This window comes from Paenibacillus sp. FSL R5-0378 (assembly GCF_038009285.1).
Classification (GTDB): domain Bacteria; phylum Bacillota; class Bacilli; order Paenibacillales; family Paenibacillaceae; genus Paenibacillus_AQ; species Paenibacillus_AQ favisporus.
This window is the reverse complement of record NZ_JBBPAY010000001.1, coordinates 6849525-6869504: the sequence shown is the minus strand read 5'-3', so window position 1 is coordinate 6869504 and position 19980 is coordinate 6849525. Positions and strand designations below refer to the sequence as shown.

The window sequence follows — 19980 nt, the reverse complement described above, 5'->3', positions numbered from 1 at the left end:
ACAACGTATGTTATTTGCAGGAATTGATATCGGAACGACATCGATCAGCGCCGTGCTGATCTCCGCTGCGTCAGGCCGGGCGGTCCGCGTGGCAACTTGTGCGAACGATGCTTCGGTTCGTGGGGAGCACAGCTGGGAACGGCTGCAGGATCCGCAGCGGATTATGGAGCAGGTCCGAGGGCTGCTAGCGGAGTGCCAAGAGGAATGGCCGGACGTTGCCGCGGTCGGAATTTCCTGCCAGATGCACGGCATTCTTTATGTCAACGGAGATGGCCAAAGCGTCAGTCCGCTCTATACCTGGCAGGACGGGCGGGGAGACGAGCGGATGGAGGACCGGGATGCCTCTTACGCACGGTATCTTCGGGAACGTACGGGTTATCCGGCAGCCAGCGGCTATGGACTGGTGACCCACTTTCATCATGTGAAAAACGGGAACGTTCCCAAAGATGCGGTCTACTTATGCACGATCGGCGATTACGTGGCTATGCAGCTGACGGGCGCCGCCAAACCGCTCATGGATCCTTCCAACGCGGCCGGGATCGGATTGTTTTTGGCAAGCAAGCGCTGCTTTGATGAAGAAGCGCTGCGGCGGGCCGGGATGGATGCATCCATCCTGCCGCCCGTATGCCAGGGCACGGAGCCGGCCGGTAGAACGCCGGACGGCAAGCCCGTAGCATGCGCGATCGGCGACAACCAGGCGAGCTTCCTCGGTTCGGTATCGCAGCTGGAGCGGACGCTGCTCGTCAACGTCGGGACCGGCTCGCAAATTTCCATTTACACGGACAACGACGTGGCTCCGGAGGAGTTGGATGCTGCGGCCGGTCTTGAAATTCGGCCGTTTCCGGGAGGCGGCTCGCTGCTGGTAGGCGCCCCCCTTAGCGGGGGCAAGTCCTACGCCATGCTGCTGGCGTTCTTTCAAGAGGTCGGAAGAGCCTTCGGCACGTCTCCGGATGAAGGCGAGATCTACGCGCGGATGAATGAATGGGCCCGGGAGGCGATTCGGCGCGGGGATGCACCGCTTCAGGTGCAGACCCAGTTCTACGGAACCCGGCAGGATCCGGGCCTTCGGGGGGCCATCCGCGGCATCGGGCCGGACAATTTCACGCCCGGCCATCTGGCCGCAGGCTTCCTGCAGGGCATGGCTGACGAGCTGATGCAGTACGTCGGCGCGCTGCCGGCGGGGCTGCGCGGCAGCATCTCGGCTGGGGCGGGCTCGGGCAACGGCATCCGCCGGAACCCTCTCCTCCGAGAGATGCTGGAAGCGAAGCTCGGGCTGACGCTTGAGCTTCCGCCCGGGGAGGAAGAGGCTGCCTATGGAGCGGCCGTGTACGGAGCAGCGGCGGCCGGATATTATCCCGATGTCCGGTCCGCGCTTAGCGAAATGAGGAAAGGGTGAACTTGCGATGGACATGGATACAGTCGAGACAAGTACAACGCGCCAGCCGCAGGAATGGGGACGCTTCAAACTGTCGGTCATTCATACGACCCCGGTTACGGTCGGTCCCTTAAGGGACCTGGCGCAGCAGTTGATGCCCGGCCTCCGCGTCATCAATTTGGTGGACGACTCGATCCTGCCGGAGCTCGCAGAGAACGGCGGGGATGTCGAAGCCATCGCCGGGCGGTGGAGGCAGTATGCGCACATTGCGGAGCGACAGGGTGCGGACTGTATTCTGAACGCCTGCTCCTCCATCGGGGAGCTGTGCGCTGCCGTACAGCCGGAGATTGCGGTGCCGATCGTGCGCATCGACGAAGCGATGGCAGAGCATGCGGTGCGCTCCGCCGGCACCATCGGCGTGGCGGCCACGCTGGCCACGACGCTCGGGCCGACGCAGCGGCTGCTGCAGCAGCTGGCGGAGCGGCTCGGAAGAGAAGTCCGGCTGGTGCCGGAGGTGATCTCTTCCGCGTACGAGCGCCTGCTGGCCGGCGACCGGCAGGGCCATGACGAAGTGCTGGCCGAGACGCTGGCCCGGATGGCCGGTACGGCAGACATCGTCGTATTGGCCCAGGCGTCGATGGCGCGGGCGGTGGAAGGCCTGCCTCCGGAGGAACGCAGCCGCTTTCTGACCAGCCCCGCCTTCGGAATGGGGCGCGTGCGTGAGCAATTGTCGGCGAACAGAATGAACTGAGCAGACTTCACTGAACAGATTTAACTATAGAACGGATTTAACTGAACAATAGACTTAACTGAAGAACAGGCTTAACTGAAGAACAGACTTAACTGAAGAACAGACTTAACTGAACAACAGACTTTATGGACGGAAACAAGGTCTATTTTTCAGATTTACAAGAGAGTAGCGAGAGGAGTTTTTACCCTATGACGACCCAAGCAGGAGCTGCGGGACGGTCCAACGTCCTGACGCTGAAGCAGGCCCTTGAAGCCGCCGAAGCCGGAAAGTACGCGATCGGTTCGTTTTCACCGCGCTATACGTCCATGATCGCCGCCGTTCTGGCGGCAGGGCAGGAGGCAGATTCGCCGCTGATCGTCCAGATTTCGCAGAAGGAGCTGGTCCGGTACGGCATTACGCCGAAGGCATTTGCGGAGGAATTCTACCGCCAGCTGGAGGAGCAGCAGATCACCGTTCCGGTGGTGCTTCACCTGGACCACACGAAGGACATGGCGGTCATCGCCGAGGCCATCGAAGCGGGCTTTACCTCCGTCATGATCGACGCGTCGGAAAAGCCGTTCGAGGACAACGTCCGCGAGTCCAAAGAGGCGGCCGACTATGCCCATGCCAGAGGCGTCTCGGTTGAAGCCGAGCTCGGCATGATCGGCACGACCGATTTCGTCGAGACGGAAACCGACGAAGAGCTGTACACCGATCCCGATGAGGCGGCGGAGTTCGTTCGGCTGACCGGCGTGGACGCGCTGGCGGTATCGTGCGGCACCGCGCATGGCGTCTACAACGTGAAGCAGCCGAAGGTCGACTATGCGCGCCTAGAGGCGATCCGGGCACTGACCCCGGTGCATCTGGTGCTGCACGGCGGTTCGGGCGTTCCGGCCGACATGATGCAGCAGGCGTTCACCCTGAAGGGGGGCGGCGTCAGCAAAGTGAATATCGCGACCGACCTGGAACTGTCACTGCTCGCGGCACTGGGCCGTGAAGAGCGGATGACGGATGCGGAGTGTCGGGCACTGGAGCCGGATCAGCTGGCTGCCGGCCGCGAAGCCGTCAAGCAGACGGTCATGAACAAGATGAAGGATTTCGTGCTGAGCGCCGGAAAGGCCGGACGCTTTTTCCAATAAACCGGATTCATCCTTACACCCAAGTAACCATGGATTGGAGCTGAACCACGTATGAAGGACAAAAAGCTGTACATGATCGGTAACGCGCATCTTGACCCGGTGTGGCTGTGGCAGTGGCAGGAAGGCTTCCAGGAAGCAAAAGCGACCTTCCGCTCGGCCCTCGACCGGATGAAGGAATCGGAGGATTTTATTTTTACGTCCAGCTCGGCGGCCATGTACGAGTGGATCGAAAACAACGAGCCTGCCATGTTCGAAGAAATCCGCGCACGCGTCAAGGAAGGCCGGTGGAACATCGTCGGCGGCTGGTGGATCCAGCCCGACTGCAACATTCCGGGGGGCGAATCCTTCGTCCGCCAGGGCTTGTACGGCCAGCGTTATTTTAAAGAAAAGTTCGGGGTGACCGCCAAAGTCGGCTACAACGTTGACAGCTTTGGCCACAACGCCATGCTCCCGCAAATTTTAAAGAAGAGCGGGATGGACTACTACGTGATGATGCGCCCGATGCCTAACGAAAAAGGCCTGCCCAGCCGGCTCTTCTGGTGGCAGTCCGACGACGGGTCCAAGGTGCTGACGTTCCGCATTATGTTCGAGTACCTGTCCTGGGGCAAAGATCTGGAGAATCACGTACGCCGCTGTCTCGGCGAGTTCAAGGAACCGCTGAACGACTTGATGCTGTTCTACGGCGTGGGCAACCATGGGGGCGGGCCGACCAAGGAAAATATCGAGAGCATTCGGCGCCTGAACGAGGAGCCCGATCTGCCGAAGCTCGAGTTCGCTACGCCTGACCGGTACTTCAAGGACATGGAAGCTTCCGGACTTGATTTTCCGGTTGTGCATGACGACCTGCAGCATCACGCCAGCGGCTGCTATGCCGCGCATTCCGGCATCAAGCAGTGGAACCGCCAGGCGGAGAACCGGCTGATTGCGGCGGAGAAGTTCTCCGCGCTCGCTTCGTGGATCACCGGGCAGCCGTATCCTGAGGAATTCACGCGTGCCTGGAAAAACGTGCTGTTCAACCAATTCCATGACATCCTGGCCGGAACGAGCCTGGAGCCGGCATATGAGGACGCCAGATATTTGTTCGGAGAGGCGATGGCGATCGCCGACCGCTCGCTGAACTATGCGGTGCAGTCGCTGTCCTGGAACATCGGTATCGAGCAGGATGAAACGATGCGCCCGATCGTCGTGTTCAACCCGCACGCCTGGTCCAGCAAAGTGAACGTCGAGCTGGAGATTGGCGGAATCAAGGACAACAGCGTGCTGGTCGACGATACCGGCAAGCCGGTGCCGTTCCAGACCGTCAAGTCGCAGGCCGCAGCCAGGGGCCGCTACCGTCTGAGCTTTATGGCCGAACTGCCGCCGCTCGGATACCGGGTCTACAAGCTGTTCCTGGAATCAGCATCGCTGAAGCCGGTCGGAGAGCCAATCACGGCCAGCGATCTCGTCTTGGAAAACAGCTGGCTGCGGCTGGAGTTCGACAAGGACACGGGCTTTATCAAAAGCCTGCGGGACAAGAAGCTGGATCATGAGGTGCTGCGGGGCGAAGGGGCACGGCCGGTCGTCATCGACGACACCTCGGATACGTGGAGCCACGACGTGCTGCATTTTAACCGGAAGGCAGGGCAGTTCAAGGCGGTGAGAGTGCAGCGCATCGAGCACGGGCCGGTCAAATCGGTCATCCGCGTGGTCAGCGAATACGGCAGCTCGCGGCTGGTGCAGGATTTTGCGATGTATCCGGACCGGGACCAAATCGACGTTCGCGTGACCGTGGACTGGCGGGAAAAGTTCAAAATGCTGAAGCTCGTCTTCCCGGTCAACTGCGTCTTCAGCCGGCATACGTACGAAATTCCTTACGGAACGATCGAGCGCGAGCATAACGGCGAGGAAGAGCCGGGTCAGAGCTGGGTGGACTATACGGGGATCGTTCCGGGATCGAATCGCGTGTATGGGCTGAGCCTGATGAATGACGCCAAGTACAGCTACAGCATCCACAACAAGGAGCTGGCCCTGACCGTGCTGCGCAGCCCGATTTACGCCCATCACGATCCATACGTGCCGGAGGCGGACGGTGAGTATGCCTTTATCGACCAGGGCATTCAGCAGTTCAACTATTCGCTTCTTCCTCATGAAGAGGGCTGGGAGCAGGCCGGCACCGTGCGCCGGGCCGCGGAGCTGAACTGCAAGCCGGTAGCCATCATCGAAACGTATCACGAAGGAAAGCTGCCGCAGACGGATTCGTATCTGTCGGTGGACCGGGACAACATCATCGTCAGCGCGGTGAAAAAAGCGGAGGATAACGACGATCTGATCCTGCGCGTGTATGAGACGGTTAAAAAAGCGACGACGGCCGAAATCAGTCTCCCGAAATGGGAGCGCAGCATCCGTGCCGATTTCAAGCCGTCGGAAATCAAAACGTTCCGCGTGCCGGCGGACAAAAGCCTTCCCGTGACGGAAACCAGCCTTCTGGAGTGGGACCTGTAATATGGGCCGCCGCGAAGAGAAGGCTGCCGAGCTGCGGGCGGCCGGGAAATTTATGATGGACACGGGGCTCGCCTGGGGCAATGCGGGCAACATCAGCGCCAGGCTGGATGATTCAAGCTTCCTGATCACGGCCACGGGGACGTTTCTGGGAGAACTGGGCGAAGGAGATTTCGCCGAGTGCGTTCTGGACGGCAGAGAGGCGCCGGCAGCAGCCGGGCCTAAGCCGTCCAAGGAAGTGCCGATGCACCAGGCCGTATATGACCTGCGGCCTGACGTGGGGGCCGTGCTGCATGCGTCGCCTTTTTACAGCACGCTGTTCGCCTGTGCCGATATTCCGCTTCCTTCCGGCTTGTTCGTGGAGACGATGTACTACCTGGAGCGTGTGGAACGCGTCCGGTACGCCCATCCCGGCTCGCTCGATCTTGGGGAAGCGGTCAGCGAGAAGGCGAAGCAGGCCAACGTACTGCTGCTGGAGCACCACGGGGTGCTGGTCTATGACACCAGCATCAAGGAAGCGCGGATGGCGCTGCAGACACTCGAAATGGCCTGCCGGATGGTGATTGAATCCGGGAGCGCGGGCGTACGTCTGGAGGAGCTGCCGGATCCGGTCCGGCAGGACTTCCTGGAGCGCTCCGGCTACCGTCCACGGAGGAGGTGGGACGGATGATCGGCGTCATTGCCGACGACATTACCGGCGCGAACGACATCGGTATCATGTTCGCCAAAGTGGGCTTGATGACGCATGTGTATCCGGCGGATGAGCTCCGGCACGGTCTGCCGGATCCGCAGCCGGACGTGCTCGTAGTGGACACAAACTCGCGGCTCGATACCGCGGATGAAGCTTATGCCAAGGTGTATGCAGCGACGGTCGCCCTGCGCGCCGCCGGATGCACGCGGCTGGTCAACAAAACGTGCTCAGTCTTCCGCGGCAACATCGGAGCGGAATTCGACGCCATGCTGGATGCGATGCATGCTTCGTTCGCGGTTGTCGTGCTCGGTTTTCCGAAGAACGGCCGCGTCACGCTGGACGGCATCCATTACGTGCACGGCAAGCCGCTGGCCGAGTCCGAATTCCGGCATGATCCGGTGCATCCGATGCAGGAGTCGGAGCTGACGGCGATCCTGCAGGCGCAGACAGAGCGGAAGGTGGCGATGCTCCCGATCGGCGTGGTGGAGCAGGGCGCCGAGGTTCTACGCGGGGAAATCAACCGGATGCGGGGCGAATGTACCTACCTGATTCTCGACGTCCGCGATCAGCAGTCGCTGCGGATCATCGCCGAGGCGGTACTGGATGAGCCGCTGCTGTGCGGCAGCTCCGGCCTCTATGAGGAGCTCGCGCCGCTGTTGAAGCATGCGGATGCGGACCGGGAAAGCTCAGATCGATCTACTGCCGGGCCTGAGGAGAATGCGGCCCTTAGGGCTGACTTGGGAGCAGATGAAGGAGAACGAGCAGGGAAAAACTTGGCCTCTGCCGGGACCGGGCCGCATGGCGGGCAAGTTGATAGGGCGGCTGCTGACCTTATTGAAAATAGCGGGTTACTGAGCAAAGATGCAGACGCCCCGCAGGACAACGCAGGCTCAGCCGGTCATGCCACCAGGGGCGAAGGGGTGCTGCTCGCGGCAGGCAGCCTGATGCCGCAAACCGCAGCGCAGATTGCTTGCGCCCGGGAGGCGGGCGTTACGATCATCGAGCTCGATTCCTTGCTGCTGCTGGAACCAGCACTCAAAGGGGGGCACATCGCCGATGTCGTACGGCGGGCCGGCGCGGAGCTGGCATCCGGACGCGATGTGCTGATCCATGCATCGAACGATGCCGGCAAGCGGGCAGCGACCCGCAAGCGGGCGGAGGAGCTCGGCCTGTCGGGGACGGTGCTCTCGCGCATCGTCTCGGATGAGCTGGCCGGCGCTGTAGCCGATGTCGCGGAGCGTGCCAGGCAGCGCCGAATCGTCATCGCCGGCGGCGAAACCTCTGCTGCCGTTTGCGGCCGGCTGGGCATCACCGGTCTGCGGGTGCTGGAAGAGATTGAGCCGGGGCTGCCCTCCTGTATGTCGCTGGACGGCAAGGCGCGTCTGCTGGTATTGAAATCGGGCAGCTTTGGCAGCCCGGAGTTTATCGTCAAAGCCATCGAACATTTGAAGGGAATGAACATCCATGGGGAGAGTGACTGCGATGAGCGCGATCTTTGAGCAGCTGTTTGCGAAATATCCGGATCTTCAGCCGTGCCGGGACGCGGTTTGGCAGGCGTATGAGGCGGTGGAGGCTTCTTTTCGCCGGGGAGGCAAAATGCTCCTCGCCGGCAACGGCGGCAGCGCCGCCGACTGCGAGCATGTCGTGGGCGAGCTGATGAAGGGCTTTATGCTGAAGCGGACTTTGCCGCCGGCCGAACGCGATAAGATGCTCATTCACGGCGAGGAAGGCGCTTATATCGCCGACCGGCTGCAGGGTGCGCTGCCGGCCATCTCCCTCGTCAGCCAGAGCGGCCTGTCGACCGCGTTCATCAACGACGTTGCCGCCGATATGGCGGTGGCCCAGCAGGTGTACGGCTATGGCCGGCCGGAGGATACGCTGGTCGTGTTCAGCACGTCCGGCAACTCGGCGAATGTGGTTCGTGCCGTTCAGGTGGCCAAATCCCTCGGGATGACCACGATCGGCCTGACCGGCCGCACCGGCGGACGCCTGAAGGAGCTGTGCGACATTGCCGTCTGCGTTCCTTACGACGGCACGCCGGATATCCAGGAAAGGCATCTGCCGATTTACCATACGCTGTGCATGATGCTGGAGGAGGCATTTTTCGCATGAGCACACTGCTGGGAGGCCTCGATATCGGCGGAACGAAATGCGCGGCCGTGCTTGGCAGGGCGGAAGGAGACCGGATCGAAATCGTGGGCAAGCGCAGCTTCCCGACGCCGGACACGCCGGAGGAAGCGATGGCGTCGCTGTGCGGTGAGCTGGCCGGCCTGGCCGCTTCGGCCGGCGGGGGCGAGCCGCTTGCTGCCGTCGGCGTCAGCTGCGGCGGCCCGCTTGACAGCCGGCGGGGACGGATTCTCTCCCCGCCGAACCTGCCCGGCTGGGACGGCATCGACGTCCTCACGCCGCTCCGGGAGCGCTTCGGCGTACCCGCCGCGCTCCAGAATGACGCCAACGCCTGCGCCCTCGCCGAATGGCGGTGGGGGGCCGGGCGCGGGGCGTCCAGCATGATCTTCCTGACCTTCGGGACAGGAATGGGCGCGGGTCTGATCCTGAACGGAGCCCTGTATGCCGGCGCAAGTGACATGGCCGGTGAGGTCGGCCATATCCGTCTGGCGGAGGAGGGGCCGGTCGGCTACGGCAAGGCCGGCTCTTTTGAGGGCTTTTGCAGCGGCGGGGGCATCGCCCGCCTGTTTGCCGGTTTGAAGGAAGCGGCGGCAGAGACTGCCGCGCGATTCTCCGCCGGCGCCGGAGGGATGGCCCCGCAATCCGGAGGGAGCGGGGAGGCTGCATGGACGGCGAAGGACGTGTTTGAGGCGGCTGCCGCCGGGGACGCGTTGGCGCGCGAAGCGGTGGGCATCATCGGCCGCAAGCTCGGCCGGGGCTTGGCCGTCCTCGTCGATACGCTCAATCCGGAGCGGATCGTAATCGGCAGCATCTATGCGCGCCAGGAACAGGTGCTCCGGCCGATCGTGCTGGAGGAGCTGCGGCGTGAAGCGCTGCCGGGAACGCTTGCCGCCTGCCGGATTCTGCCGTCGGAGCTCGGCGAGCATGTCGGGGATGCGGCCAGCTTGTCCGTTGCGCTTCACGCGCTGGGGGAGCATGAACGAGGGAATAATTGATCCGGGAAACCGAAGGTGGATCGGCGAACTTTTAACAGATGATAACAGGTTCATTATAACGTTTGTGATACAAGATTCGCGGCCTGAAGGCATGGAAGTGCAGAGCCCTCAGGCCTTTGTCGTATAGATAGTTGGAAGTTGGCATGTTCGTCATTTTGGGAGCAGCAGGGGGAATCGTTGATGAGTATCGAAGGGCAAGGTGCGTTTCATTCCAGTGAAAACCTTGGGGTGGACGGCATGGTGAAAGCTCTGCTCCGGCCGTTTGGCCTTTCCGTTCGGCTTCAGTCGGGGACGGAAGCAGTTCGGCTGCAGCTGACAGGGTCGGAAACAGAGAAAGGTTCGACGGAACAGGGTTTTTTTGAAGAAACCCGGTTCCACTACCGAAGCGAAGATGAGTCCATTCAGGCCCGGATTTTTGTGCGCGAGAAGGCAGGCGGCACGATGCTGGTCTCCGTGGAAGCCGGCATCGCCAATGAAAATGATTTCGGCAAGCAGCGCTCGTTCGCAGGGGAGCATGCGGTCATGCTGACGCTGCGGCCCGCTGGGCAGATCGAGGGGCTGATGGCCAACTACCAGCATAAGGACTGGTGGACCCGCCCCCATTTTGGCACCGATCTGGCCGGTTTGCCGGAGAAGATGCAGTCGGTGCTCTGGAAGACGGCAGGCGAATACGGCCACTTGCTGCCGGTGACAGGGCCGATGTGGCGTGCGGATGCCGCCGGAGCCGAGGAAGGGATTACGCTTCGATTATCCGCTTATGAGGAAGGGCATACCCGCTGTGAAGCGCTGGTGTTTGCCTTTGCGGCCGGGAGCGATCCGTACGATCTCGTCAAGCGCAATGTGGCTACCGCGCTGAAAGAGCTGGATTATCCGACGCTGCCGAGGGAACAGAAGCCGTTTCCCGCGATGCTGGACAAGCTCGGCTGGTGCAGCTGGGACGCTTTTTACCACCAGGTCAGCGAAGAAGGGCTGCTTGCCAAAGCCGCCGAGCTGCAGCAGCTTGGGCTGCCGGTCGGCTGGGTGATGATCGACGACGGCTGGTCCGATATTTCTGCAGGTAAGCTGTCTTCCTTTGAAGCGGATCCCGTCAAATTTCCCGGCGGTTTGAAGCGTGCCGTGCATGCACTGAAGGAGCGGTACGGCATCCGTCATGTTGGGGTATGGCACACCATCGCCGGTTACTGGGGCGGCATTCTGGAGGACAGCCCGATCGCCAGAACGTATGCGGACCATCTGTACCGGGTGCCCCGGGGCAATCTTATCCCTTATCCGGAAGCCGGCAAAGGCTTTGCCTTCTGGCATGCCTGGCACGGATTTTTGCGCCGCCAGGGCGTCGATTTCGTCAAGGTGGACAGCCAAAGCGCGGTTCTGAACTACCTGCAGGGACGTATGCCTATCGGCCAAGCTGCCGCGGCTGCGCACGAGGCGCTGGAGGCTTCGGTTGCGCTGCATTTTGACGGGACGATCATCAACTGCATGGGCATGGCGTCCGAAAATATATGGCACCGGCCGAAGTCGGCCGTTTCGCGCAACAGCGACGATTTTGTGCCGCAGGAGAAGCGCGGCTTTCCGGAGCATGCGCTGCAGAACGGCTACAATTCCTTTTACCACGGGGCTTTTTATTGGGGAGACTGGGATATGTACTGGTCCAAAAATCACGACGACGTGCAGAGTGCGGTGCTGCGCGCGGTAAGCGGAGGTCCGGTCTATATCAGCGACGCTCCGGGAAATACCGATCCGTCGCGCATTTGGCCTTTGATCTATACAGACGGCACCGTCATCCGCTGCGATGAGACGGCCAATCCGACCCCGGACTGCCTGCTGCTGAGTCCGGCCGAGGAGCATGTTCCTCTTAAACTGTGGAACCGGGCGGGCAGCGCAGGGGTTGTGGCGGCTTTTCATATCAGCGGAGATTCTGCTCAGGTTATGGGTTCGATCGGACCGGCCGATGTGCCGGGACTCGGCGGCGGGGAATTCGCCGTGTACGACCATTTTGCCGGCAAGGGCTGGCTGATGCGCGCCGACGAGCAGACCCCGATCCGTCTGGAGGAAGGAGGCTGCGCCCTCTATGCGGTCGTCCCGGTTACGGGCAGCGTTACCCCGGTTGGGCTGGCCGACAAATACATTTCGCCGGCGGCGGTTGCCGGGTGTACTGAGGTAGGCAAGGTGACAAACGTCCGCTTGCGGGAAGGCGGCCGGTTCGTGTTTGCCTCCAAAACGCCGCCTTTAAGCGTTACCGCAAACGGCCTGACGGTAGAGGCATCTCCGATCGGGGGCGGCACCGGCGATTTTTATGAGGTTCTCTGCGGGGAGCCCGGCCAACCGGTGCAGATCGAAATCGTCTCGGCGTAAAAGCCGCATGAAGGCTTTGATGAAAAAAATAGCAAAAGCAGCTCGTTCATCTGATGACAAACGAGCTGCTTTAACTATTTTCGCTGCAATATCAAGATCTTGTTGTGACGGCCAAACCGCTGAACGACACGGGGCCTACGACATCCGTTTTTGGATTTGCCGTGGTGTTCTCGGCGGAGAACGATTGGACGATGAATATGGCGATTTTAAGTTGATGCCAATATATAGGTATATTCCTTGCCTCCTTATCTTCCGGATTTAGGGATCACCCTCCGCTGGACTCGTTGACTGCCGTATAGGTACATATTCATATAAATAGGAGGAGCTGCGGTAATTTGCAGTGTATTGGTACTTTTAGAAAAATATTACCAGCAAGACCTATTTTGAAAACCGCTGTCGGCACATCGGATTTAAAATTTTATAGACGAAAAGAATCATTTTTCCGGGAAATTTGATGAAATGGATGTACGCAGTGTGCGGTCTAGTATACGATCAAACGGAGCTTTTGGCTGATTCCATAAATAAAGTCGAATGAAATGATAACGGAGGGATAGCAATGAAAATATCGAAGTCGATGATCGCAAAGATAATACTTGGGGGCGTCTGCTTGGTAGGCATCGGATGCACCGACCGAACATTGAGCTCGGCAGATGGCGTGTTGGATCAAACGAAACAGAACGGCAGCGAAATCGTCGTTCCGCATAATGAGCGCTTGTTTTTGTCCACCGACAAGAAGTGGATTAATGAGGAAGGGCATCAGTCCGACCTGATCCGGCTGCAGTGGACGGCCGATCGCGCCAAACCCGCGATTGCCTGGGCCGACGAAAACGGGAAGGATAAGACCGCCATCATCTCCCACGACAAAGCGAATAATCCCGAGCAGCACGACCATAAACACCTCTCGTTTGAGACGACAATGTCGCCGGACGGTCAATATGCGGACCAGCTGTTCACGCGGCTGGAAATTCCCTACGACATGGACGTCAGCGAAATCCGTACCCAATCATCCAATTTTAATGTGATGAACGGCATCCTACGGGTTGCGGGCGAAACCGGGTCGAACCGGGACCTCCAGTTCAGCGTTGCCGGCGAAGACAACAAAACGACGCCGAGATGGGCCGTTCGGGCGGACAGCACGAAAGAGAAGGGCGGCAACACAGGGTCCGACCTCCAATTCGTCCGCTATGGCGACGACGGCGAAGTGGTCGATTCCCCGCTGACTATGCAGCGGAGCGACGGCAATGTCGGAATCGGCACCGACGAACCGGACACCAAGCTGGATGTGAACGGAGACAAGCTCCGCATCCGTGAGAAGCATACGCCGAAATCATCCACCGAGCCCTGCAGTCAGGGACAAATGGCCTGGGACGACCAGTACGTATATGTGTGCGTTGCCCAAGACAACTGGAAGCGGACGGAACTCTCGTCCTGGTAAGGACTGTTCTCCCCGGCGGATGCTGGATACCCCGGCAGCGTATGCTGTTGGGGGCAGTGGGGCTGTGTGATGCATGTCCCGGGCTGGGAGGGTGTTATCTTCAAATCCTACATGCTACGATTGGGGTATAAAAAAATATACATAAGGCTCCCGTAGAGGAGCCCTTTTTGGAGAGGAGGAATCGGGATGCTGCTTTCTTTGGATATCGGCACGACTCATATCAAAGCAGGGGTGTTCGGGAACGACGGCTCGGAAATGGCCGTCGTCTCGGCACCGAACCCGAAGGCGCAGGGCCCCTCCGGTACCACTGTCTATGACCCGGATGTGCTGTGGGAGACCGCGGCCGGTTTGATCCAGCAGGCGGTAGAGCGTCTTGGAGAGCGGGACGAAGCGATCGATGCCGTCGGGATTACGAGCATGGCGGAGAGCGGCCTGCTGCTGAATCCAGCGGATGGGAGAGCGCGCACTCCGATGCTGCCCTGGTTCGAAACCTGCTCGGCACCGCAGGCGGAGCGGATCAGGCAGGAGGTGGATGAACGGGAGCTCTTCCGCATGACCGGCCTGCGCCCGTCGTTCAAACACGGCCTGCCGAAGCTGCTGTGGCTGCTGGAAGCGAACCCGGACGCCTTGGACGGCAGCGTATGGCTGTCCGCCGCGTCATACATCGCTTACCGGCTGACCGGCAGGATCGCCGAGGATGAGACGCTGGCGGCCAGAACTTACGCATACCGGATTGACAGCCGCGCCTGGAATGAGCCGCTGATCCGCAGCTTCGGGCTGGATCCGCAGCTGTTTCCGCCCATTCAGCCGGCGGGAACGCCGGTGGGCACGGTACTGCCGGCCATGGACGGCCTCGGCCTCGGCAAAGCGCCGGTCATCCTGGCCGGACATGACCATGTGTGCGCCTCGCTGGCCTGCCCGGACGGCCCGGACAGCACGTACAACTCGATGGGGACCGCCGAAACGCTGGTCGGGACGTTCCCCCTGCGTCCCCTGGGGGATGCCGACGATGCATCGGGCTTGTCTTTCGGCATTCATCCGGTGCCGGGCCGCATGTACTGGATGGGAGGACATTCTTCGTCCGGCGGTTCGGTAGAGTGGGCCCGCGAAGCCTTATCGGATGCCGGCATGTCCTACCCGGATATGATGCGGCTGCTGGATGAGGCGGGCGGGCAGCCCACCGGCATTTTGTATTATCCGTATTTGACCGGAAGCGGCGCCCCGCATCCCGAGCCCGGTGCCCGGGCCGCATTTATCGGCTTGGACGCCAAGCATAAGAAGGGGGACCTGATCCGGGCAGTGCTGGAAGGAAACGCCTATCAGCTGGAGCTGCTGCGGGAGCGCGCCGAACGGGTCAGCGGCAGTCCGATCCGGCGGATGCACGTGGTCGGCGGCGGAGCCCGGAACAGCCACTGGCTGCAGATCAAGGCCGATGTATCGGGCGTCCGCCTGACCATGACCGGCGCAGCGGAGGCCTCGCTGCTCGGGGCTGCCCTGGCCGCCGCCGTCGGGGCCGGCCTGTACCCGTCCTTCCGCGAAGCGGCTGCTGCCGTAACCTACCCCGAGGCGAAGGTGTACGAACCTGATCCGGAACGCCATCAGATGTACCGGAAGCTGTACGAGCAAGGCTTTCTCGGCCTGCTCCAGCCCTTGCTGTCCTATTACAAAAGCAGCTCCTGACCGAAATCAGGAGCTGCTTTTTTATAAACTAACGCCTTATTCTTTTGTAAATTCGATCGTGCTGCGCACGGTGTCAATCGGACGCACCATCTTTTCGATCTGCTCGCGTTTCGGCTCCAGGAATGGAGGCAGGGACAGCTTTTCGCCCAGCGTTTCGTAAGGCTCGTCGCCCATAAAGCCAGGGCCGTCGGTCGCCAGCTCGAACAGAATTTGCGGCGCCACCCGCGCATACAGCGACTCAAAGAAGTGACGATTCACGTAACCCGAAGTCGAGAACCCGAATTCGTCCAGGCGGGTGATCCATTGTTCCAGCACGGCGCGGTCCTCAACACGGAACGCCGCGTGATGCACCGTACCGAAGCCTTGGCGGGCTGGCGGCAGCACGGCATTATATTCCACGACGACCTGAGCCCCGTTGCCGCCTTCGCCGACTTCAAAGAGGTGGTAGGAGCCTTCCTGGCCGATTTCTTTGAACTCGAATACTTTCTCCAGCATTTCTTTGAAGTAATCGAAATTGGCGATTCTCACAAAGACCGGGCCCAGGCCCGTGATGGCGTACTCCAGCGGAATTGGCCCTTTTTCCCACGGCGTTCCGGAAGGAACACCCTCGTTGTGCTCGTCGGAAATGAGCTGGTACTGCTGGTCGTCGAAGTCGACGAAGGAGAGCGTCTTTTTACCAAACATCTCTTTAATGCCGTAATGCTGAACGTTCAGGCGGTCAAAGCGCTTCACCCAGTAGCTCAGTGCCGCATCGCTCGGAACGCGGAACGACGTTTTGGCGATTTCGTTGGTGCCGTGAACGCCTTTCGGAATGCCGGGAAAATCAAAGAATGTCATGTCGGTTCCCGCGCTTCCTTTGTCATCGGCAAAGAACAAATGATAAGTCTGGATGTCGTCCTGGTTTACCGTTTTTTTGACCAGGCGCATGCCCAGCACATAGGTGAAAAACTGATAGTTTTTTTCCGCGCTGCTCGTAATCGCAGTCACGTGGTGAATTCCTTTTAATCCGTTCATGATAATTCCTCCTTATAATTAAGCTTCCCTTAAAACTGTTTTTCCATGAATGAAATGGCTTGCGTCAATTCCTTGTTATAAAGAATCTTTAATTTAAGATAAATATAGCACGTTGTTGCCGATGTGTCAAACGTTTGGCGATTCATCGGCAAAAACCTAGAGATCTATGGCAAATTATCGGGATAAAGTAGGGGCCTGAACTAATCGTCCACCGGAACCCAAAATAAAAACCCGGTATCGCTGGACACCGGGTTTCACAGGCATAGATTCCTTTTGGTCATTTTTCAAGGGACATTTCAGGGGGCTAGTACAGCCGGCTTGAACACTTCTTCACACCATGTGCGGAAGCTGGTGTCAGAAGGCTGTACCTTTTGTAAATCGTCGTCGTAGATGCCTTCATTTTGGGCAATGACCATATCCATGTAATCCTTGACCCAAGCCTCCGATCCAAAGCGAGATAGGGTAGCTTTATACTCAGCAATGGAAACCTGCTGAAAGCGAATCGGACGCTCGAGCACTTCAGACAAGACATGCGCCATTTCATTGGGTGTTAAAGAATCGGGGCTGACGACCGGGACACTGTCTTGACCGCTCCAGGATTCATCGAGCAGGAGTGCTGCTGCTGTCGAGGCGATATCCCGGGTTGCGCAGAGCGGGAGCACCTGATCTCCAGCCGTAGGCATATAGAACGTTCCGTGGCTTTTGATGGATTCCAGATCATGAAACATATTTTCCATAAAGTACGGCATACGCAGTGAACGATAGCTTACACCTGTGCTTTCGATGAGCGCGTCCATCTCAAACGCTGCGGTTAATATCCCGGCATTTCTGCCGAAGCCACGCCCCAAGCTGGACACGCCCACCACTCTTTTCACTCCAAGGCTCTGGATGGCTTGGCAAGCCGGTCTGGTGAAATTCAAATAGTATTCCGTGGAGTTCCCCGATTGAGGGTTCGGAGGCACCAGCCAAAGAACACTCTCTGCACCTGCGAATGCTTTCGAGACGACATCCATGTCATCGTGTGATCCCTGAAAGACTTCGACACGGTCGCGCACCCGCTGCGGCAGCCGGGAAGGGTCCCGGGCAATGACACGGACCGACTTCCCGCTATCAACGATACGTTCAAGGACTTGCTGGCCGATTTGACCGGTGGGAGTCGTAATAACGATCATAAACAATTCATCCTTTCATCAGTTATGGCTGGCCCAGCTTATAAGAGAGAGCAACTTATTAACAGTGTTGTTTAAGCGTCATTTTCGGCTAAACTATACTGTATAAATGATATTAGTTTGGTTCAGCCATGCAGGCAATCAGCAGCAAGCCGTTTTCGTTGTGTAGGCAACATCTGCACGATTATGTTGTTTATCAGGTTATAAGTCCAAGGAGTGATAGCATGCCAGTAAACCCAAACGATCCCCGCGTCAAGCGCACGCGTCAGTTATTACTGCAATCCTTTATGGAGCTGATCGAGCAAAAGAAAAATATTTACTCCATTTCCGTGCAGGACATTACCGATCGCGCGACGGTTAATCGGGCCACATTTTATGCGCATTTCGAAGATAAGTATGCTTTCCTGGAGTGTTGGATGAGGCAAAAATTCCAAAAGAAACTGGAGAGGGAATTACCTAATCATTCCATATCCAATATGAGCAGCTTGCGGTCTTTGATTCAAATCGTTTTTGATTTTCTTGCCCTTACCCGGCAATATATGATTCGTACTCCGGAGAACAGTCCGTATGAGCCGCTGTTTGAAAGCGCCATTCATAAAGAACTCTATCAACTCCTGTTCACATGGTTGAGCGAAGAAGCGAAGGCGCCGGAGGCAAAAAAAGCGGTGGAATCCACGGCTCTCCTCATAAGCTGGGGCATATTGGGGACAGCCATTCAGTGGAGCCGAGACCCTGAGCATCGCCCAGCGGAGGAGATGGTGCAGGAAATGCTGGTGGTCGTGGCGGCGGGATTGGCTCCCGTTTTGGAACAATCCTAAAAGGATGATCGTTAACGGAAGGGATGAATACGATGTTAAAAGACAGCAGCCGACCCTAAAGATCAGCTGCTGTCTTTGCGCTAAGGAGGCTATGAAGATGAAGAAACGGATTCTAGCCATAAATTTTCATTTATAAGCGATGATCATAAACCGGTCGGCATTCGTCTGGATTCCTTTCGGCGTCTGATGTTCGGCAATAAAGCGGTGCAGCGTCTGAAAATCCGACTCCGTCTGCCCAAAGCCGGGGATGATCGGGGTGTGCTTCAGCAAAAAGATCAAGTCTTCGGCCGTCGCATAATACTCCACCGCATCGTATTGCCGGCAATCAATCTGCCGGAATCCGGCTTCCTTCAGTTCGGCGGCATACCGCTCCATAAGCGTTCCACGCTTGGCATTCCCGGATTGGCCTCTGCCGAAAGCTTGCGCCAGATTGCATTTGTCGCTTTCGCCGACCTGCTGGGTGAGGAACACACCATCATCCGCCAGCACCCTGGCGACTTCGGCCGCATTGAACTCCGAATGCCTGCAGCTGATCACCTGAAAGAATCGGTCAGGAAAACCGAGCTTGGAAGCTTCCATCGGCAAGAAGCGGATGTTGGACCTGCCGGACCGTTCCCGGTTCCGGTTGGCGGTGTGAATCATGGCTTCCGAATGGTCGATGCCGATCAGAAGCAGGGCCGCATCCGTCATGCGCAGCAGAGCCTCGCCGCCTCCGGTGCCGATATCCAGCAAAATATCTCCGGCCTTACAGCGGGAGGAAACTTCGCTCCAAAAATTCCACAGGGCATCTTCAACGATCACGCTCAATCGGCTGAAATCCCAGCCGTTCATTTGGCCGACCTCATTGTAAAATTTTTTATAATCAAAAGAATCCATAGATGATTCACCTTTCAAAAAGTAAGAGAATAGTGACGCATGCAGACGTTGCCGGTTCGTTTCCAAATGGATCAAAGGACAGACGTGTCCCTTGATAGCTGGTACGCGTTTTGACCCAGCCCGGAAATTACATACCTCGAACGAAATGCAGTGCCACGATCCGCTTCACCCCTTTGAAAGAATAGTTACATTATAAAAGGCCTAAATCCCGGAATACAAGGGTAAACGGCAATCCAATGATTGTCCTCCTATGGTTTCGTTCGTATAATGGGTAATGCTATGTTGTGGATGAAATGTAAGGGGCAAGTCTTAAGTCAAAATGAATGGATGGATAGAGCCGGTTACCGGCTTAACCATTTTCAAGGGGGAACAGCGGGTGCCGCTAGAAATTGAACGCAAATTTTTGCTGCCGGAATTCCCGGCGGCTCAGGTTAAGGAAGGAAAACTGAGGATCGTCAAGGAGCAGCTGATCGAGCAGACGTATCTTGCGCTGTATGAAGATCAGGAACTGAGGGTTCGGAAAATAACAGACGCTGCCAGCGGAGACGTAGAGTATACGCATACGTTCAAGAGGGGGTTCGGCATCGCCCGGGAAGAGGTGGAGGTATCCATCGCCGGCGGCTTGTATGATCAGATGATTCAGGCCCATGGCGCCGTCCCTTTGATCAAAAAGCGCTCTACGGCGCTGTGGGATAACCTGCAGGTGGAGATCGATGAGTACGATCAAATCCAGCTCACGGTGCTGGAGGTGGAGTTCGGCTCGGAGGAGGAGGCCGAAAGCTTCGTTCCCCCGGCATGGTTCGGGAAGGACATCAGCACGGAAAAGGAATACAGCAACAAGAAGGTTTGGCGTGAGCTTCAGTCCCGGCGAAGTTAGGGAATTATGAAGCTCGATTGGCCACGGGACGGATCAAGTTGAGGCCGGGAATCAAGAGACCGAAAGGTCTCTTTTTTTGTCCAAGGATGTGGATGCTTCGGATACCTGGATTCCTTATAGCGCAAGAAAAGCTGCCATAGTACAACGGTTTGGCTTCCTTGAATGACGCCGATAGACGTTTTTTTGCTTTTGATGGTTAAAAATAAATATTTTTTTGGAGGGGG

Annotated in this window: 16 protein-coding genes; 13 read left to right on the top strand and 3 right to left on the bottom strand. The window is 58.4% G+C overall.

Features of this window, described 5'->3' with window-relative positions:
• The first annotated feature begins 7 nt into the window (after positions 1–7).
• From MKY74_RS31720 to MKY74_RS31670, 11 genes are all read left to right on the top strand, one after another.
• Entirely contained in the window at positions 8–1396 is a 1389-nt protein-coding gene (locus MKY74_RS31720) for a sedoheptulokinase (RefSeq protein WP_076173784.1), read from the top strand.
• Positions 1397–1403: 7 nt separating this feature from the next.
• The gene (locus MKY74_RS31715) at positions 1404–2126 is read left to right on the top strand and encodes an aspartate/glutamate racemase family protein (protein WP_084204080.1); all 723 of its coding nucleotides are present in this window, start codon (positions 1404–1406) and stop codon (positions 2124–2126) included.
• Positions 2127–2314: 188 nt separating this feature from the next.
• Positions 2315–3244, top strand: coding sequence for a class II fructose-bisphosphate aldolase (locus MKY74_RS31710; RefSeq protein WP_076173783.1), 930 nt, complete (start codon positions 2315–2317; stop codon positions 3242–3244).
• A 51-nt stretch (positions 3245–3295) separates the two neighbouring features.
• Positions 3296–5725, top strand: a complete 2430-nt coding sequence (locus MKY74_RS31705) for an alpha-mannosidase (RefSeq protein WP_076173782.1) — start codon at positions 3296–3298, stop codon at positions 5723–5725.
• A 1-nt stretch (position 5726) separates the two neighbouring features.
• Entirely contained in the window at positions 5727–6392 is a 666-nt protein-coding gene (locus MKY74_RS31700) for a class II aldolase/adducin family protein (RefSeq protein WP_076173781.1), read from the top strand.
• The gene (locus MKY74_RS31695; RefSeq protein ID WP_076173780.1) at positions 6389–7912 is read left to right on the top strand and encodes a four-carbon acid sugar kinase family protein; all 1524 of its coding nucleotides are present in this window, start codon (positions 6389–6391) and stop codon (positions 7910–7912) included. The genes MKY74_RS31700 and MKY74_RS31695 overlap by 4 nt, the downstream gene beginning before the upstream one ends.
• Positions 7896–8525: a D-sedoheptulose-7-phosphate isomerase gene (locus tag MKY74_RS31690; RefSeq protein WP_076173779.1), complete on the top strand. Its 630-nt coding sequence runs from the start codon at positions 7896–7898 to the stop codon at positions 8523–8525. Before MKY74_RS31695 ends, MKY74_RS31690 begins: the two co-directional genes overlap by 17 nt.
• Entirely contained in the window at positions 8522–9535 is a 1014-nt protein-coding gene (locus tag MKY74_RS31685; RefSeq protein WP_076173778.1) for an ROK family protein, read from the top strand. The genes MKY74_RS31690 and MKY74_RS31685 overlap by 4 nt, the downstream gene beginning before the upstream one ends.
• A gap of 180 nt (positions 9536–9715) precedes the next feature.
• Entirely contained in the window at positions 9716–11887 is a 2172-nt protein-coding gene (locus tag MKY74_RS31680) for a Sip1-related alpha-galactosidase (RefSeq protein ID WP_076173777.1), read from the top strand.
• A 556-nt stretch (positions 11888–12443) separates the two neighbouring features.
• Positions 12444–13322: a hypothetical protein gene (locus MKY74_RS31675; protein WP_076173776.1), complete on the top strand. Its 879-nt coding sequence runs from the start codon at positions 12444–12446 to the stop codon at positions 13320–13322.
• 186 nt (positions 13323–13508) lie between these two features.
• Entirely contained in the window at positions 13509–15002 is a 1494-nt protein-coding gene (locus tag MKY74_RS31670; protein WP_076173775.1) for an FGGY-family carbohydrate kinase, read from the top strand.
• Between the two features lie 36 nt (positions 15003–15038).
• Here MKY74_RS31670 and MKY74_RS31665 read toward each other — a convergent pair whose 3' ends face one another.
• Together MKY74_RS31665 and MKY74_RS31660 are read right to left on the bottom strand one after the other, a co-directional pair.
• Positions 15039–16016, bottom strand: coding sequence for a ring-cleaving dioxygenase (locus MKY74_RS31665; protein WP_076173774.1), 978 nt, complete (start codon positions 16014–16016; stop codon positions 15039–15041).
• 296 nt (positions 16017–16312) lie between these two features.
• Positions 16313–17188 carry an NmrA family NAD(P)-binding protein gene (locus MKY74_RS31660; protein WP_076173773.1) on the bottom strand — a complete coding sequence of 292 codons (876 nt, stop codon included), beginning with the start codon at positions 17186–17188 and terminating at the stop codon, positions 16313–16315.
• Between the two features lie 221 nt (positions 17189–17409).
• On the opposite strand from MKY74_RS31660, the gene MKY74_RS31655 reads away from it, so the two are divergent.
• Positions 17410–18003: a TetR/AcrR family transcriptional regulator gene (locus tag MKY74_RS31655; RefSeq protein ID WP_076173772.1), complete on the top strand. Its 594-nt coding sequence runs from the start codon at positions 17410–17412 to the stop codon at positions 18001–18003.
• Positions 18004–18129: 126 nt separating this feature from the next.
• Here MKY74_RS31655 and MKY74_RS31650 read toward each other — a convergent pair whose 3' ends face one another.
• Positions 18130–18879 (bottom strand): class I SAM-dependent methyltransferase, encoded by a 750-nt coding sequence (locus MKY74_RS31650; protein WP_076173771.1) that lies wholly within the window; start codon positions 18877–18879, stop codon positions 18130–18132.
• Positions 18880–19255: 376 nt separating this feature from the next.
• Here MKY74_RS31650 and MKY74_RS31645 point away from each other — a divergent pair, with 376 nt between their 5' ends.
• Positions 19256–19756 carry a CYTH domain-containing protein gene (locus tag MKY74_RS31645; RefSeq protein WP_076173981.1) on the top strand — a complete coding sequence of 167 codons (501 nt, stop codon included), beginning with the start codon at positions 19256–19258 and terminating at the stop codon, positions 19754–19756.
• Positions 19757–19980: the final 224 nt, after the last annotated feature.